The following is a 13,796-nucleotide window of genomic DNA, read 5'->3' on the forward strand; positions in this document are numbered from 1 at the left end:
GGCCCCTGTGCCCCCTCCGAACAAAGGAAGCCATGACCGGAACAACCGCACGCCTCTCCCTGATCCAGGGGTCAGTCCTCATCACCCTCGACGGTCCGGACGGCACCGTCACCGAAGCTGCTGGCGTTGCATCGACGCTGGCCACCGCGCTGGCCGCCGGCGTCATGCCGGTAACGGTCGACTCAGTGACCGGCTGGCAGGACACCGTCCTCGTCCAGCTGGACTACTGCGGCCCCGACTGCTGCATGAACACCCAGGCGGCTGCTGAGGCACTGGTGGCCGTGCTGGGAACCGCAGGGATCGAAGCCTCGATGGACACCACCTTTGAGCGCTCCCGCCGCTACGCGGAGCACTGGGACCGGTTCCTGGAGACCGCCCGCGAAGAAGTCAGTGCGGCGCTGGCCGCGGACGTCTAGCAGCCAAAGCGCCGGGGGGTCTGCCGCATGAAACGGCAGGCCCCTTTCATGTCCGCCCTGGATACTGCGTCTACGCATGTCCCAGGGCGGACCCCACTGCAGGACCCATGCGGGAAGACTTCACGAAGGAGCGCGCCGATCCCGGGCGCAGAAGAACCATGATCACAAATTCCAAGTACGCCCAGAAGCTCCTCGCATCGCAGGACAAGCGCCGCGCGCTGACCGTCGACGAGAAGATGCTCGAGACTGCCCTGCTGCAGGCCTCGGTCCTGAGTGCCGGTTCAGGTGAGAACGACGAAGCATTCGCCGCCCTGAAGCAGCACATGGAAGAGCACGCCCCGCTGTTCTGGGACTATCTGAACTTCGCCGTCGTGGCCACCGCAGACAGCTTCGGTGTCCGCCCCGGCACCTGGCTCACCCGCACCCCGGAAGAGCTCAGCTCGATTCTCGTTCCGCTGTCCGCGACGCCGGATCAGTCCCGCGACATCCGCACCGTCATCGACGCCGTGTCCGTGGCCCTGAACGAGCGCGAGGGCCAGGCATCCGAGGAGTTCCTGACGGATCCTGACGGCGCCCTGATGCTCAAGATGGGCCGTATGGTCGCAGTCCTGGCCGTCTCCCGGGCCAAGCATCCCAGGCTTGCCCCGGCCCTGATCGTCAAGGGAATCCGCCGCATCACCGACGAATACCACAAGAGCTCGACCCGCTAGCCGGGCCGGCGAACTGCCGTCAGCGTCTGGAACGCATAGAGATAGACAGGCCATAAGCACCTCAGGGCGGAGTCGACCCAGGCCGGCTCCGCCCTTTCTTCACCCCACCACCCAGAAATAAGGAATCCCGCCGTGCCGGAAGCAATGAAACTCATCGACCACGTCCAGGCCATCAACTGGAATCGCATCCAGGACGACAAGGACGTCGAGGTCTGGAACCGTCTCGTGAACAACTTCTGGCTGCCGGAGAAGATCCCGCTGTCCAATGACGTGCAGTCCTGGGCCTCCCTCTCCGAGGCAGAGAAGCTGCTCACCATGCGCGTTTTCACCGGCCTGACCCTCCTGGACACCATCCAGGGAACCGTCGGCGCCGTCTCGCTGATCCCGGACGCTGTGACCCCGCACGAAGAAGCCGTCTACACGAACATCGCGTTCATGGAGTCCGTGCACGCCAAGAGCTACTCCTCGATCTTCTCGACGCTGGCCTCCACGAAGGAAATCGACGACGCCTTCCGCTGGTCGGTCGAAAACGAAAACCTTCAGAAGAAGGCCGCCATCGTCACCGAGTACTACCACGGTGATGACCCCCTGAAGAAGAAGATCGCCTCCACCCTCCTGGAGTCATTCCTCTTCTACTCCGGCTTCTACCTGCCGATGTACTGGTCATCGCATGCCAAGCTGACCAACACCGCCGACCTGGTCCGCCTGATCATCCGCGATGAGGCCGTGCACGGCTACTACATCGGCTACAAGTACCAGATCGGCCTTGCCAAGGAGAGCGCCGAGCGCCAGGCAGAGCTCAAGGACTACACCTACGAGCTGCTCTACGAACTGTACGAAAACGAAGTCCAGTACACCCACGACCTCTACGACAGCGTCGGACTGGCAGAGGACGTCAAAAAGTTCCTGCACTACAACGCCAACAAGGCTCTGATGAACCTGGGCTACGAAGCAATGTTCCCGAGCAGCGTCACGGACGTGAACCCGGCGATCCTCTCGGCCCTGTCCCCGAACGCGGACGAGAACCACGACTTCTTCTCAGGGTCGGGCTCCAGCTACGTTATCGGCAAGGCGGTCAACACCGAAGATGCGGACTGGGACTTCTAGAAAGGCCGCACATGCGGCAGAAGCAGAAACAGCAGTTTTCCTCCGCACGGCCTATAAGGCTATCGCCTCATGTTACACCCTGAAAACAGGACCGCGGCGCAGCAGGACAGAAGGAAGCCGCTGCGCCGCGGTGCGGTCACCCCGCCCGGAATGGGGTGAACGGCATGGCCTTCCTGGAGAGGCGAAATTGGTGCAGGCCAAACATCAAGCTGCCGCGATGGGATTCTCAGCGAGGCTCTGATCCGCAGTAAAGCTTGACGTGCCAGTCCCAGAAACTGCCGTTCCGGACACATTCAACTTTGTGCTCAACGCCGTCGTAGGTGATCACTTCCTGGGTGTAGCCGCCCTTTCTGCGGTGTTTATATTCGAACCGAACCAGTCGGTCTTCTGTTTCGAAGCAGGTCTTAGTCGAGAGAATCCCGGAATCCTCGCATTTCGACATCTTCATGCTGTTGCCGGAAGAATCCTCATACTCCCAGTCCTTCTTCGTTCCGTGGTCCGGCGCGACTTCCCTGACCCTGTGCTCGGAGTTCGCGAACTGTGCGGGAGCAGGGAGCCGTTCATCGACAGCACGGGCCTGGCCGGAGTAAAAAACGGCTGCAGCAATCACAGCCCCGACCGTGGCGATAAAGAGCAGGTACTTCGTGAGGGGTTTCATACGGTCCTTCCGTGCAGGGCGGTGAAGGCAATCCTGGGATCTCCCCACCAGTGCCGTCGGTTCAGCGGCAGCGGCCGCTCCTGTGCCCAAATGTGTGCGGCACAGCCGAGAAAAACGCGGCAGGCTTCAGCTGCCCGCCAGACCCTACGCCAACGAGCCCCCGGTGGCGGTGACCGCGGCGCCATCCTCCGCACACATGGAAGGCACCGAACTGTAGATCAACCACTTCCAGGATTGGAGCGCCATGCCCCTCGATTTCCGGCTCACTGAGGCAATCAACAAAGCAGCCCAGATGCAGCACAACGCCAACAGGATCGCCCGCATCTCCAACCAGCTCACCTACGTGAACATCCTCCTGTCCCAGGGCAAGCCCGTGCCCGCCAAGCTGGCCGACGAGATCGCCATAGCGGTAGGGGATGCGGATTGTGCCCTCAGCGCCGGGGACTCATAATCCTGCGGCGCGGCCCCAACCACTCGAAACCTGCTACGGAGGAAACGTGAGCGAAGAACCCGACCCGCCCAGGACACTGCAGCGGCGGTGCTGCTCAGGCAAGACCTGCACCACAACCCTGTATCTTCACACCCTGGTCCGGGACACCGGCGACGGGGAGAAAGCCCTCCCCACCCTGTACCGGTACCGCCGAGGCAACGAGAACGGATTCGGTCCGGGCTGGTCCACCGAAGCGCGTCTTGCCGCCTGGGTCGCGGAGACTGCCGCGGCCGACGCCGCCGAAGATGAAAGACTCCGCCGAATCGAAGCCGAGAATGCGGCCTACGACGCGGAGCGCGGAAAATGACGTCGCAGGCAGGGAACCCTGAGGGCCAGGAGGATACTGTTGGGCGCACCCCGCCGCGTCTGCTGATCACCGGTTCCCGGACCTGGAATGACCGCAAGGCGATCAGGGACGCCCTGCGCACCTGGTGGGAGACCACGGGCCGGGACCCGAACGCCGTCCTGGTATCCGGCAACTGTCCGAAGGGTGCCGACCTGATCTGCGAGGAAATCTGGGAACACAACGGCCTGACCGTCGAGCGACACCCGGCCAACTGGCGTCCCGGCGGGGTCTTCAACCGCGCCGCGGGCTACGACCGGAACAAGGCCATGGTCGACACCAGCCCTGACCACTGCATCGCCTTCATCCGGGCGAAGTCCGGCGGAGCAAGCCAGTGCGCCCGGTACGCCCGCTCCAAGGGAATCGAAGTGACGCTCATCGAGGCCGGCTGACCCCAGCGGAGCCGGGAAGCATCCATGCCGCACACATAGGGATCATGAGAGTGACGCACATCGCTACCGGACCTGCCAAAGTACACCGGCGCCTGTGGGAGATTTCCTACGAAGGCCAGTGTGCAGCGTTCCATTCCACTGCCCGGAAGGCAGGTACCGCCCTCGTGGACCTGCTGACCCGCAGGATGATGAAGGGACACCCTGCCCGGACCATCACCGTCAAGCTCCTCGACGAGCACGACGAGGTCCTGTGGGACGCAACTTCTGACGTCGCAGACGTCCTCACGGCCACGGGGTGGCCCGGGCGGAACACCGACCGGGACGCCGTAATCGACGTCCTTGAGGCCATCCTTGTGACCGACGAGCCCGAAAGCGAAGACGAGGCTCTCATCGCCGCGTAAGTCCGGGATCACCACAAATGGACTCGGACCCGCACCGTATGTAGTATCCAGATTCTCGGACGGCTAGACCGCACGGAGCTCCTGGGGGGAGAAGTTGAGCGTCGCCGCCGACACCCGCCGTGGTCACCATCTGCTGCCCGGATCATCACGCACGGCGTCCCCACCGCCTTCTCACTGAAGGAACAGCTATGTCCAGCTACAACAACGAACCTCAGAACTCGACGGGACAGCCTGCACCGCAGGGCGGACCCGACCCTTACCCTCAGCAGCCCCAGCAGCCTTACCAGGGCGCGTATCCGGGACAGCAGCAGCCATATCAGCAGCAGCCGTACCAGGGCGCTTACCCCGGGCAGCAGCAGCCCCAGAAGTCCTTCCTGACAGCCTGGCTCCTCGCACTGCTCCTCGGTGTTCTCGGCGTTGACCGGTTCTATCTGGGTAAGATCGGCACCGGTGTCCTGAAGCTGATCACCTTCGGCGGCGCCGGAATCTGGTACCTCGTTGACCTCATCCTCCTGCTGGCCGGTAAGCAGACCGATAAGGCCCGCCGGCCGCTCGAAGGCTATGACCGCCACAAGAAGATGGCACTGATCGTCACGATCGCAGTCCTGCTGCTCTCGATGATCTTCAACATCACCACCGGCCCCTTCAGCGGATCCGGCGAGCCTGCCAAGACCCGTGTCTCCAGCGCCGACCACACACCGAAGGCCACAGCGTCCTCTGCTGCCGCGGCACCTGTCGAGGCACCTGAGCCCGAGCCCACTCCTGAGCCGACCCCGGAACCTGACCCGGTTACCCCTACGCAGACCTTCACCGGCACCGGAGACGACATCATCACCGCGGACCTCGGCGGACGCCCGGCCATCGTCACCTTCAACTGCGACCTGTGCACCCGCAATGTCGTCCTGAAGACCAACGGCCGTGACTCCCTGCTCGTGAACACCATCGGCGCGTACTCCGGCAAGCACCTGGTCGATACGCGCACCGGCTCCGTGACCAGCGAATTTGAGATCACAGCCGTAGGTGACTGGACCCTGACCGTTGAAGACGTCACGACCATCGAGCCCACCTCCGGCCCTGCGACCGGAACCGGCGATTCAGTAGTCCTCCTGACCGGCAACACGACGAAGGCCGCAATCTCCTACCAGGGCGAGCGGAACTTCGTCATCCAGGTCTACGGCGACCGCAACGATCTGGCCGTCAATACCATCGGATCCTACGAAGGAACGGTTCGCCTGGAAGCACCTGCCTTCGTGCAGGTGACGTCCTCCGGCAACTGGACCATCACTCCCCAGTAGCGCAATCCACACGAAGAGGGGGCCGGCTGATGCCGGCCCCCTCTTTTTTGGTCCTACCAGTGGCTACACGGCCATGACCGCCAGGAGTTTCGTGACGGCCTCCGGCAGATCGGTGTCATTGCCGTGCTCGTCGGGGGCACCCAGCAGCAGGACGCCGCCCACAATGAAGTCCTCTTCACGCAGGATCGCTGCAGCCAGCGCCGTGGCCCGGGAGTTGAGCACGGCACCGTGCTTGAACTTGCCCTCTTCGTCCATGTACATCGAGACGCCGAGGTCAGCCAGGGTGAGGACCTGGAAGTACCCGCCAACCACTTCCTGAATCGCGGTTACCCCGGGGTTGAAGTCCTTGATTTCGACCGGCTGGGAAGTGTCTGCCGTATGTGTGCGGCACGGGTATGACCGCTCTGCAGCACACGGAAGGGGCCAGGTCAGGGGCGTGCTACACCTCGACGTCGATGTTGATGCCCGCACAGAAATCAATGAGCCAGTCCAGGTCGGGCCCGTTCAGGTACGCACCCGCCGGCACAGAGGTGTCAGTGGAGAAAGCGTCTTCGGCCCGGTCGAAGAAGACGTAGGCGAGCCCGTCGTTCAGACGCCTGGACATCCACACACAGCCGTCCAGACCCGCATCGTAAGCGGCCTGGGCCCACTTCACGGTGTCTTCGTACCAGGCTGCTTCGCAGGTCGTGATCTCGTGGGGTTCGACGCCGAGGGCGCGCAGCCCCTCGCCCTTGAAAGACGCTAGGCGCAGGTCCCGGTCGGTTCTGAGGCCGGCCGAAAGCCTGTCTTCGTAATCTGCTTTGAAAAGCACCCCTCCCGCATACGGGATCTCGTGCAGCATGCTTTCGCAGACCGCCGTTTTGAGGTCTCCGGCCGCATAGAGGACAGAAACCGGAGGGTGGCCAAAGAATGCAAACCTTGTTGGCTTTCCTATGCCCGGGTTGAAGTCAGTGACTTCCCTGGCGTTTCCGAAGACACGGTGAAGGACTGATCCGGCCGGAAGCGTCACGCTCTGGGGGTTGAAGGGCGCCGGGACGGGCGCGACAGGCGAACCGGGTGTCACCACTCTTCCGCCAGGGACTTCCGGGCGGTGCTGATCAGCGTTTCCTGGTCGTCGATGACATCCACCGGGCGGCGGCCGTCAAGGTACCCGTTGGGGGCGCAGAACCACTGCAGCAGGCTCTCACCGCTCCACCGGTCCCCGGCAATCTGCACGACGTCACTGATGACCGGACGGACCTTTCCGGCAGCCAGATCGAATTCGAACTTCGGGAAGAGGGTCTTGTTGCCCCGCTTGACGCCCAGCAGCTTGCCTTCCTTGACCAGCTGGGACGCCTTGTTGCGGTTCGTGGCACTGTTGCCGAGTTCCTCCGCCACCCCGGTGCTGTCCAGCATCCCGAACTCGTTCTCCATGCTGCGCCAGCGGTTCTCCTGTGCCACTACGGAACGGGCTACCTGGGGGCTTGCTTCAACGTCTTCGGGGAGTTTCTCGGCCAGTGCTGAGAGAGCGTTGATGGACTTGGTCAGAACGATCTCGCGGTGCTGAAGCCGGTCACCGACGGACAGCCGTTTGATCTTAGGTGCGGCTGTTTGAGGTCGCAGCAGATGACGTTTCATACGGTCCATTCTAGCGTCCCGAACGTCACCGGCATATAGGGAACCGGGGATCCCTGGTCATGGGGTGGCAGCACAACAAGAAAGGGGCCGGCGGATGCCAGCCCCTTCTGTGATTCAGCCGTTAGCCGCCGACCAGGCGCTGCAGGTCTGCGATGCGCTGCCGAATATCGGCCAGATCGTCCTCCGTGTAGTCCGCAGACCGCTCAGAAATGATGTCATCAAGGTGGCTGAGCGCATCGTCTGCCGCGCCCAGGAGGACATCACGTGCCTCCTCCGTGACGACCGCGGCTTCCAGCCCTGTGCGCGCCGGAGCAAGCTCGAGCTCGGCGGCCTTATCCAGGTCGATGACAACCGTGCCCATCCGTATGTCGTGGCCGGCAGCTGCTTCATCGTCGGGGCTCACCTCATCGGTCCACTGCGTGTTGGTGCAGCTGAGGGCGTGGACTTCGTTGGAGAGTTCGTCTTCACCGAACAGTTCGAATTCATCGAGGTCGTCGCTGCCCTGGACGGCATTCCCGTCAGCGTCAGTCAGCCCTGAGGCCCAGTAGCGGTTGTCGTCCTCTTCCAGGCGCAGATACCGGGCGTCAGGGTACGCGTCCTTGATGCCGAGGCTGATGCTCTTGAGAGAGGCGCGTTCCAGGTCGAGTTCCATGGCGTCCCGATGCAGGTCAACCGCGCGGATCTGGCCCAGAACCGCTGAGGCGTTCTCCTGCGACGCACGGTAGGCGTCTTCAGGTGATACAGGGGATGGGCTAACCGAGACCGGTGATTCAGCGTGGTGGGTGGACGAGAACTGTCCGGCGCCGTCGAGGCCGGCCGGTACGCGCGGCTGGGCCGCGTTATCGAAGGTAGTCATGCCCTCCTGTGTGCGGCAATGCACAGGCAGCGCCGGCTGCCGGGGTTCGACTGCCTACGCATGTCCCTGGAAGGCAGCGATCTGCTGCACGGAACACCCACCAGCCTGAAAGGCATTCTCATGACCCTCCATGACCAGGACCACCAGTCAAGCCTAGAGCGGCACGCAGGGACATCGGCGGGCCGCAGGGCGTCCAGGTCCGCTGCACGATCCAAGAAGACACTCATCGTCCTGGGGGCCGGGCTCATTCTGACGGGCGCAGGTGCTTTACCTCTGGCCGGTGAGGTTTCTGCAGCAGTGAGGGACAGTCCGAGCGTCACCGGGACCGTTATTGACGTCCGCCTCGAGATGCCGGAAGGACAGGAATCTCCGGCGGAAGGAGATGACGCCGCCTCCCCGCGGTGCGCGCCGGTCATCGGCTACGAAGTGGACGGACAGCAGTACAACATGGTTCCCGGAGAGCTCACCGAGAACTGCGAGTGGCCTCTTGGCCAGGAAATGAAAATCGCCTTCGACCGGGAGAACCCTCTTGAAGCGCGCATTGCCACCGACGAATTCAACCCGGCAACCCTGATCCTCCCCGGAGCTGGAGTCCTTACCTTGCTGGCCGGGGCGTTCCTGGCGCTCCGCGGACGCCGGAAGCGCAGCTAAGCCAGGGCAGCTAAGCCAGGGCAGCAGCGCCTGGGGAGAGACTCCGCTGGATCCGCACACATAGGAATCAAGCCCGGGCGACCGGGAATCCGAAGAACAGGGAAAGCGCGCCCCGGAGGACGGACAGGCAGACGGATGGCATCCGTTCGCCTGGACCATGATTGTCACCCCCTTAACCGGGGCCCGGGCGTTCGATTCCCCGGCAGATGGTCGAAGGGCCGGAGAGGTCCCCGGAGGATAGCTGACCGGTGAGGCTGGGCGCAGGGCGGTACCTGACGGGAAACCGGGCAGGTGGGGTTCAACTCCCCGACTGCGTGTATTGCCGACATAGTGCTTGATGGCCGGCGGCCGGGATAAGAACTTCCCGGCCGCCTGGTCATTTCTCCATTCAATGAAAGAGAGCAATGAAGAAGCTCAGGACGACAGCTGCTGCACTGGCCATGATCGCCCTTCTGTCCGGCACCGGATGCGCGGCAGAGCGTGCAGATGCAGGCCCGGCCATCGACACGGCACGCGCCACGGGCGAATGCGAAGTGATTGCAGGGCTCCTCACAGGTGACTACGAGCTGGACACCGGCAACGTGGAAGAGCTTCTCGTGATCCTGACGAACCTCTCGGAGCATGGTTACCCGCAGAGCGCCAAAGCCGCCGACATGATCATCGCCTCGTACGGCGAAGAGCCGCCAAGCCAGGAAGAAGCCGACGCCGTCATCCTCGAATGGGCGGACTTCTGCACGGCCCACGCCACCGGTTAGGCAGGCACCCAGGCACTGCATATGCTCAATGGCGACCCTGGAGGTATCTGACGTGTTCAAGTGGATGCGGGAGGCGTGGTTCCTGCGCGGACTAACCGCTGTATTCCCGGCACTGGTGACACTGTTCCTGTTCGGAGGTGCTCCGCTTCCGGCAGCCGTGTTCTTCGCCGCCGGTGCAGCCTATGGGCTGCTGCTGTTCCGTGTCGTCTCAGCCTCAGCCCGGGCGTCCTTCGTCATGATGTGGGCCTTCACCCTGATCTTCGCAACGCTCCTGCGCGTCGAAGGCATCCTGGACGCTCCCATGGCTGGACCGGTATTCATGGGGTTTGCCTCAGGATCCATCATCGGGGCGTACCGCTGGACCGGGCCGCGTGCCGGCAGCGGAATGAAGCTCAAACGCACTAGAAACTCGGACGGCAGCTATCCAGGCGGTCTGAAGCCCGCGCTGATCAATGCCTCCTGTGCGGCGTTCCTGCTCAGCTTTCCGGCCATCTACCTTCTTGACGACGTGACTGTGGAAACGATCATCGTTTCGCTGGCCGCGGGATTTCTCGGCGGCTGGTTTCTGTTCCGGTACGTGAAGTCCCTGCAGGCACGCTTTATCACTCTGCTGTGCGTCTTCCTGGCGTTGATCCCGGCAATGATTATTGCAGGCAGCTTCGGGGCCGGTGCAGCCCCCGGCATCGGGATTCTTGGGTTCATGGCCGGCACCCTTATCGGCGGCCGGTACTGGGTTGGGCCGAAGGCCGGGGCGCCGAGGCCTCCCTTCACCGGCCAGGGGAAGCGCCGACGGCGGAAGAAGAAGACGAAGCCCGCTGCGGCAGCGAAAGCATCCTCCTAACAGTCAGCCCTGCGATGCTTCGAGTTCAGCAATGCGCGCGGTAGCCCGGGCCAGATCGTCTTCCGCCCTCGCCTTACGGTCGTACGCTGCCCTGATGCGGTAGGCAGCACGGCGGGTCTCCCTGTCTTCGCGCTCGGCCTCCCACTGCCGCTCACGCTGCCGGTCTATCTCATCGAGGCGGGCCTCGTTGGCTGCACGGCGTTCAGCGATGGCAGCTTCCTTCTCCGCCATGGCAGCCAGCACCCCGTCGACGTCCACAGTGTCCGGCATGAGGGTGCTGCGCATGAGGACATCAGACAGTGCCGCCACCGAGCGCCCCGGGAAATGCCTGGCTGCAGCTTCGAGGAAGGGCACCATGTCCAGTGATTCGAACCACGCGCTGCGCAGGGCAGCCCGGATCCAGTCCACGCTTGCAAAGGGGTATTCGGTCGTATCGAGAAGATGGGCCAGGGACTCGTCCTCACCCATCCCAGGGCGGTACAGCTGCACGGCAGCGACGAACTCAGCGCGGTTCTCCGGGTGGACCACCTCCTCTGCCGGGCGGCGGACAATCAGGTATTTGCGTTCGAGCTGGCTGCGCTGCTGCTCACCGCTATAGCCTTCTCCTTCGTCCCCGTAGGAATGGGCTGAAAGGCTGCGGGTGAGGTCAAACTCGTAGTCGAGCGTCGGGTTCTCCATGCCATCTATGTGTATGGCAATGGTGCGCGCTCTCCCCGGCCCGCGGTGATGGCTACGGGCCGGGGAGGAGGCGGCTGCTACTGCAGGTTGTAGGTGATGCGGCCAAGTTCGGTCATGCCCACGTCATCCGAGGCGACAAGCTCAACAGGAGTGGTTTCGTCGTCCAGCTCATACGCGACGGCGTTCTGAACGGTTCCGCCCTGCTTGATTTCCTGCGTCTGCGATTCCAGGAACTGGTCATCGGGCAGGCTGCCTATGTTCAGTGTGTTGACCGCGTTCGGGTCGTTGTCCTGGATCGCCTTGATCATGAACATCCAGTTAAGGGGTGTCGTGCTCTTGCCGGAGACATTCGTGATGTCGTACCAGAAAGCGATCACGGGCTTTGAGCCGTATTCGTTTCCGGGCTGGCCGACCGGGATGACCCGGTGCTCTGTGATAGCGATCTTCACGTCAGGAGTGCTGAGGACTCCGTCGACAAAGGTGGATTCTTCCGGTGAAACCGCCGGTGTGGTGGGCGCCGGAGCTGCCTCGACGGTCTGGGACGTCGCCGCGGAAGGGCTCGTGTCAACGCTCTCGGCTGCCGATGAACCGCAGCCGGACAGAATCAGTGCTGCAATGGCCAGCGATACAGGCATCGCCATCATTTTCTTCAATTCAGTTTCCCCCATTACTCGCCGGCACCATTTGCCGGATATTCGGCCCTGTGGCCGAGGAAAAATCTAGCATGTGCGGTGGACGCTGAACTGAATGCGTCAGCTCCGGCCCGCGTAGTGACGGACCGGAGCTGACCGGCTACTCCAGGATGATCTTCAGCTGGACGTTGGTTCCGTCCATCATTGGTCCTGATCCGCGGACAGCGCTGGTGTAAGTTTCGCCGGCCGGACCCCATCCTGCGCTGCCGGGCCACATCGTGTAGGTCCAGTACAGCTTGCCGTCGACCGTTCCGTGGGCTTTGAGTTCACCGTGGCTGAAACCGGGAATGCTGCAGGCGTCCACGAATGTGTTCGCACTCCAGATGTCGGGGTACGGGCACGTGAGCGGGGACGGCGGGTTGGTGCGGCTGAGAGTGAGGTGCTCAGCCTTGCTGATAGAAGGCACCGCGTAGCTGAAAACGATCGGGTCCGTGGAACCTGACTTGCCGCGGAGAACGACTGTACCGAATGCATCCTTTTCCCAGGCTTCACCGGAGGGGTGCTCGGCCATGGCGGGCGACGTGAGGGTGATGTTCAGCCCCCACACGCTGTTTCCGGGTTCTTCGCCCTTCCTCATGACCCAGAAGTTGCTGTTTCCGCCCCGGGACCGGCTGTACGCATCAGCGCCCTGGTAGCCCCAGCCTTCCGCCACGGGGTGCAGAGCTGCTGTCCAGAGCGGTTTGCCGTCGCGCATTTCAAAGCGTGTCTCGGTGCGGGCGTAACCGGGGAGGGCATCCGATGCCTTGAACTCGAAGGAATCAGCGCCGCCGTAGGCGAGGGTGAACTGGACGAGGATCGGGTCGTTGGAGCCAAGGACACCCTGGTAGCTGCCGAATGAGGAAATGGAAGGGTGCTGGGCTACGTAGGGGATGGGGCCGGCGAATTCACGGCAGGCTTCCCGGTACTGTTCCCGTTCTTCTGCTGCGGCTTCTGCTGCGAAAGCTTCCCACTTGAGGTGATCGGACGGCCAGACTGCCCCGTCAATGCTGATCTGCTGGAACGTCCCAGTCTCTTCTGCCGTCAGCTCGGGCAGCGGGCTGGCATTCGCGTAGTAGGCATCGAACTCGGCCTGATAGCCCGGAATCCCTTCGATGGTGCGCTTCCATCCAAGGAAGACGGAGGACGGGTACTGGCTAAGCGACTTCTCAAAGACCTCAACGATCGGGGAGGTGCAGAAGCCGACGGCACTCAGGGGCTCGCCGGGATTGCCGCCGGGGACCCAGAGGCGCGGTTCGGTGTTGTCATGGGTGATGTACCAGCGCTTGCCGGAACCTGAATCCACGATGGCGGTGAAGGCCTTGCCGGCGCTGCCTGTGAAGACTTCGGTCTTCGTGGAGTCCAGCTTGATGAGCCCGGACTCATTGAGTGCATCGAGGTCCCTATACTTCTGGCCGTCCTTGGCGTAGCCGACGCCCTGGGCGGTGTTGATGGCTGCCAGGTCCTGCTTGGCTGCCTTGTCCTGGGCGAACGGGATGATGCCGAAGATGGCTGCCAGGACGCCGGCGGTCAGGATCCCGACCACGACCACTCCCGTGATGATGGAGGGCAGGTCGAAGGCGCCGGCTTGGGACCGTGCGCGCTGCACAAGAGTGCGTGTTGAGTGTCCGGGTGACAAGGGGAAGCCTTTCTGACGCAGGCATTCCCTGCCGTCCCCTTCTTCCATGCGCAGATTCCGGAGCGACGAGAGACTGGCCCGCTGCCGCACACATAGGGAACAGCGGATCCCCAGTCGGGGTTCCGGGGGTGTTCGTATGAGCGGAACCCCGTGCATGACGGCCAGGAGCCAGGGAGGCAGCGGCCGCCCCGCCGCCCATCGAGGGGCAGCTTGGTGCACGGGAGCAATACCGCGATGGCCGAATACGCCGGCCCATTGCGCCGGAGACGCAGGTTCGAA

At 63.2% G+C, this 13,796-nt stretch carries 19 protein-coding genes; 11 read left to right on the plus strand and 8 right to left on the minus strand.

What is annotated here, in order from left to right; translation table 11 throughout:
• Positions 1 to 32: 32 nt before the first annotated feature.
• From ACSLGO_RS05650 to nrdF, 3 genes are all read left to right on the plus strand, one after another.
• Positions 33 to 416 carry a hypothetical protein gene (locus ACSLGO_RS05650; RefSeq protein ID WP_436400530.1) on the plus strand — a complete coding sequence of 128 codons (384 nt, stop codon included), beginning with the start codon at positions 33 to 35 and terminating at the stop codon, positions 414 to 416.
• A 158-nt stretch (positions 417 to 574) separates the two neighbouring features.
• Positions 575 to 1,126 (plus strand): hypothetical protein, encoded by a 552-nt coding sequence (locus ACSLGO_RS05655; RefSeq protein WP_436400531.1) that lies wholly within the window; start codon positions 575 to 577, stop codon positions 1,124 to 1,126.
• Positions 1,127 to 1,270: 144 nt separating this feature from the next.
• Positions 1,271 to 2,233, plus strand: a complete 963-nt coding sequence (nrdF, locus tag ACSLGO_RS05660; RefSeq protein ID WP_436400663.1) for a class 1b ribonucleoside-diphosphate reductase subunit beta — start codon at positions 1,271 to 1,273, stop codon at positions 2,231 to 2,233.
• A 226-nt stretch (positions 2,234 to 2,459) separates the two neighbouring features.
• On the opposite strand, the gene ACSLGO_RS05665 is transcribed toward nrdF, so the two are convergent.
• A complete protein-coding gene (locus tag ACSLGO_RS05665; protein ID WP_436400533.1) occupies positions 2,460 to 2,891 on the minus strand; it encodes a hypothetical protein in 432 nt (143 codons plus the stop codon).
• 244 nt (positions 2,892 to 3,135) lie between these two features.
• On the opposite strand from ACSLGO_RS05665, the gene ACSLGO_RS05670 reads away from it, so the two are divergent.
• From ACSLGO_RS05670 to ACSLGO_RS05690, 5 genes are all read left to right on the plus strand, one after another.
• The gene (locus ACSLGO_RS05670) at positions 3,136 to 3,342 is read left to right on the plus strand and encodes a hypothetical protein (protein ID WP_436400534.1); all 207 of its coding nucleotides are present in this window, start codon (positions 3,136 to 3,138) and stop codon (positions 3,340 to 3,342) included.
• 46 nt (positions 3,343 to 3,388) lie between these two features.
• Positions 3,389 to 3,688, plus strand: coding sequence for a hypothetical protein (locus ACSLGO_RS05675; RefSeq protein ID WP_436400535.1), 300 nt, complete (start codon positions 3,389 to 3,391; stop codon positions 3,686 to 3,688).
• Positions 3,685 to 4,116, plus strand: a complete 432-nt coding sequence (locus ACSLGO_RS05680) for a DUF2493 domain-containing protein (protein WP_436400536.1) — start codon at positions 3,685 to 3,687, stop codon at positions 4,114 to 4,116. Before ACSLGO_RS05675 ends, ACSLGO_RS05680 begins: the two co-directional genes overlap by 4 nt.
• A gap of 44 nt (positions 4,117 to 4,160) precedes the next feature.
• Positions 4,161 to 4,517 carry a hypothetical protein gene (locus ACSLGO_RS05685; protein WP_436400537.1) on the plus strand — a complete coding sequence of 119 codons (357 nt, stop codon included), beginning with the start codon at positions 4,161 to 4,163 and terminating at the stop codon, positions 4,515 to 4,517.
• Between the two features lie 188 nt (positions 4,518 to 4,705).
• Positions 4,706 to 5,812, plus strand: coding sequence for a TM2 domain-containing protein (locus ACSLGO_RS05690; protein ID WP_436400538.1), 1,107 nt, complete (start codon positions 4,706 to 4,708; stop codon positions 5,810 to 5,812).
• A 63-nt stretch (positions 5,813 to 5,875) separates the two neighbouring features.
• Here the strand turns inward: ACSLGO_RS05690 and ACSLGO_RS05695 are convergent, their stop codons facing one another.
• The 4 genes from ACSLGO_RS05695 to ACSLGO_RS05710 all read right to left on the minus strand — a co-directional run bounded on the left by ACSLGO_RS05695 (position 5,876) and on the right by ACSLGO_RS05710 (position 8,285).
• Entirely contained in the window at positions 5,876 to 6,283 is a 408-nt protein-coding gene (locus ACSLGO_RS05695; RefSeq protein ID WP_436400540.1) for a DUF3846 domain-containing protein, read from the minus strand.
• Positions 6,252 to 6,878, minus strand: a complete 627-nt coding sequence (locus ACSLGO_RS05700) for an RES family NAD+ phosphorylase (protein WP_436400541.1) — start codon at positions 6,876 to 6,878, stop codon at positions 6,252 to 6,254. Before ACSLGO_RS05700 ends, ACSLGO_RS05695 begins: the two co-directional genes overlap by 32 nt.
• Positions 6,872 to 7,429 carry a hypothetical protein gene (locus ACSLGO_RS05705; RefSeq protein WP_436400543.1) on the minus strand — a complete coding sequence of 186 codons (558 nt, stop codon included), beginning with the start codon at positions 7,427 to 7,429 and terminating at the stop codon, positions 6,872 to 6,874. The genes ACSLGO_RS05700 and ACSLGO_RS05705 overlap by 7 nt, the downstream gene beginning before the upstream one ends.
• 121 nt (positions 7,430 to 7,550) lie before the next feature.
• Positions 7,551 to 8,285 (minus strand): hypothetical protein, encoded by a 735-nt coding sequence (locus ACSLGO_RS05710; RefSeq protein ID WP_436400544.1) that lies wholly within the window; start codon positions 8,283 to 8,285, stop codon positions 7,551 to 7,553.
• Between the two features lie 60 nt (positions 8,286 to 8,345).
• On the opposite strand from ACSLGO_RS05710, the gene ACSLGO_RS05715 reads away from it, so the two are divergent.
• From ACSLGO_RS05715 to ACSLGO_RS05725, 3 genes are all read left to right on the plus strand, one after another.
• The gene (locus tag ACSLGO_RS05715) at positions 8,346 to 8,936 is read left to right on the plus strand and encodes a DUF3592 domain-containing protein (protein ID WP_436400545.1); all 591 of its coding nucleotides are present in this window, start codon (positions 8,346 to 8,348) and stop codon (positions 8,934 to 8,936) included.
• 404 nt (positions 8,937 to 9,340) lie between these two features.
• A complete protein-coding gene (locus ACSLGO_RS05720) occupies positions 9,341 to 9,691 on the plus strand; it encodes a hypothetical protein (protein ID WP_436400547.1) in 351 nt (116 codons plus the stop codon).
• A 28-nt stretch (positions 9,692 to 9,719) separates the two neighbouring features.
• Positions 9,720 to 10,532 carry a hypothetical protein gene (locus ACSLGO_RS05725; RefSeq protein WP_436400548.1) on the plus strand — a complete coding sequence of 271 codons (813 nt, stop codon included), beginning with the start codon at positions 9,720 to 9,722 and terminating at the stop codon, positions 10,530 to 10,532.
• A 3-nt stretch (positions 10,533 to 10,535) separates the two neighbouring features.
• Here the strand turns inward: ACSLGO_RS05725 and ACSLGO_RS05730 are convergent, their stop codons facing one another.
• The 3 genes from ACSLGO_RS05730 to ACSLGO_RS05740 form a co-directional block, all read right to left on the minus strand.
• On the minus strand, positions 10,536 to 11,210 hold the full coding sequence (locus ACSLGO_RS05730; RefSeq protein WP_436400549.1) for a hypothetical protein: 675 nt from the start codon (positions 11,208 to 11,210) through the stop codon (positions 10,536 to 10,538).
• Positions 11,211 to 11,287: 77 nt separating this feature from the next.
• Positions 11,288 to 11,878: a DUF5067 domain-containing protein gene (locus ACSLGO_RS05735; protein ID WP_436400550.1), complete on the minus strand. Its 591-nt coding sequence runs from the start codon at positions 11,876 to 11,878 to the stop codon at positions 11,288 to 11,290.
• A gap of 124 nt (positions 11,879 to 12,002) precedes the next feature.
• Complete coding sequence (locus tag ACSLGO_RS05740; RefSeq protein WP_436400551.1) at positions 12,003 to 13,517, minus strand: hypothetical protein; 1,515 nt, start codon at positions 13,515 to 13,517, stop codon at positions 12,003 to 12,005.
• Positions 13,518 to 13,796: the final 279 nt, after the last annotated feature.

This window comes from Arthrobacter sp. IK3 (assembly GCF_051337705.1).
In the GTDB taxonomy this organism is placed as follows: Bacteria; Actinomycetota; Actinomycetes; order Actinomycetales; family Micrococcaceae; genus Arthrobacter_B; species Arthrobacter_B koreensis.

What these genes read in the sequence shown, in the direction of transcription:
- ACSLGO_RS05650 (WP_436400530.1), top strand. Translation starts at nt 33, where the DNA reads ATGACCGGAACAACCGCACGCCTCTCCCTGATCCAGGGGTCAGTCCTC.
- ACSLGO_RS05655 (WP_436400531.1), top strand. Translation starts at nt 575, where the DNA reads ATGATCACAAATTCCAAGTACGCCCAGAAGCTCCTCGCATCGCAGGAC.
- nrdF (WP_436400663.1), top strand. Translation starts at nt 1,271, where the DNA reads ATGAAACTCATCGACCACGTCCAGGCCATCAACTGGAATCGCATCCAG.
- ACSLGO_RS05665 (WP_436400533.1), bottom strand. Translation starts at nt 2,891, where the DNA reads ATGAAACCCCTCACGAAGTACCTGCTCTTTATCGCCACGGTCGGGGCT.
- ACSLGO_RS05670 (WP_436400534.1), top strand. Translation starts at nt 3,136, where the DNA reads ATGCCCCTCGATTTCCGGCTCACTGAGGCAATCAACAAAGCAGCCCAG.
- ACSLGO_RS05680 (WP_436400536.1), top strand. Translation starts at nt 3,685, where the DNA reads ATGACGTCGCAGGCAGGGAACCCTGAGGGCCAGGAGGATACTGTTGGG.
- ACSLGO_RS05685 (WP_436400537.1), top strand. Translation starts at nt 4,161, where the DNA reads ATGAGAGTGACGCACATCGCTACCGGACCTGCCAAAGTACACCGGCGC.
- ACSLGO_RS05690 (WP_436400538.1), top strand. Translation starts at nt 4,706, where the DNA reads ATGTCCAGCTACAACAACGAACCTCAGAACTCGACGGGACAGCCTGCA.
- ACSLGO_RS05705 (WP_436400543.1), bottom strand. Translation starts at nt 7,429, where the DNA reads ATGAAACGTCATCTGCTGCGACCTCAAACAGCCGCACCTAAGATCAAA.
- ACSLGO_RS05710 (WP_436400544.1), bottom strand. Translation starts at nt 8,285, where the DNA reads ATGACTACCTTCGATAACGCGGCCCAGCCGCGCGTACCGGCCGGCCTC.
- ACSLGO_RS05715 (WP_436400545.1), top strand. Translation starts at nt 8,346, where the DNA reads ATGTCCCTGGAAGGCAGCGATCTGCTGCACGGAACACCCACCAGCCTG.
- ACSLGO_RS05720 (WP_436400547.1), top strand. Translation starts at nt 9,341, where the DNA reads ATGAAGAAGCTCAGGACGACAGCTGCTGCACTGGCCATGATCGCCCTT.
- ACSLGO_RS05725 (WP_436400548.1), top strand. Translation starts at nt 9,720, where the DNA reads ATGGCGACCCTGGAGGTATCTGACGTGTTCAAGTGGATGCGGGAGGCG.
- ACSLGO_RS05730 (WP_436400549.1), bottom strand. Translation starts at nt 11,210, where the DNA reads ATGGAGAACCCGACGCTCGACTACGAGTTTGACCTCACCCGCAGCCTT.
- ACSLGO_RS05735 (WP_436400550.1), bottom strand. Translation starts at nt 11,878, where the DNA reads ATGGGGGAAACTGAATTGAAGAAAATGATGGCGATGCCTGTATCGCTG.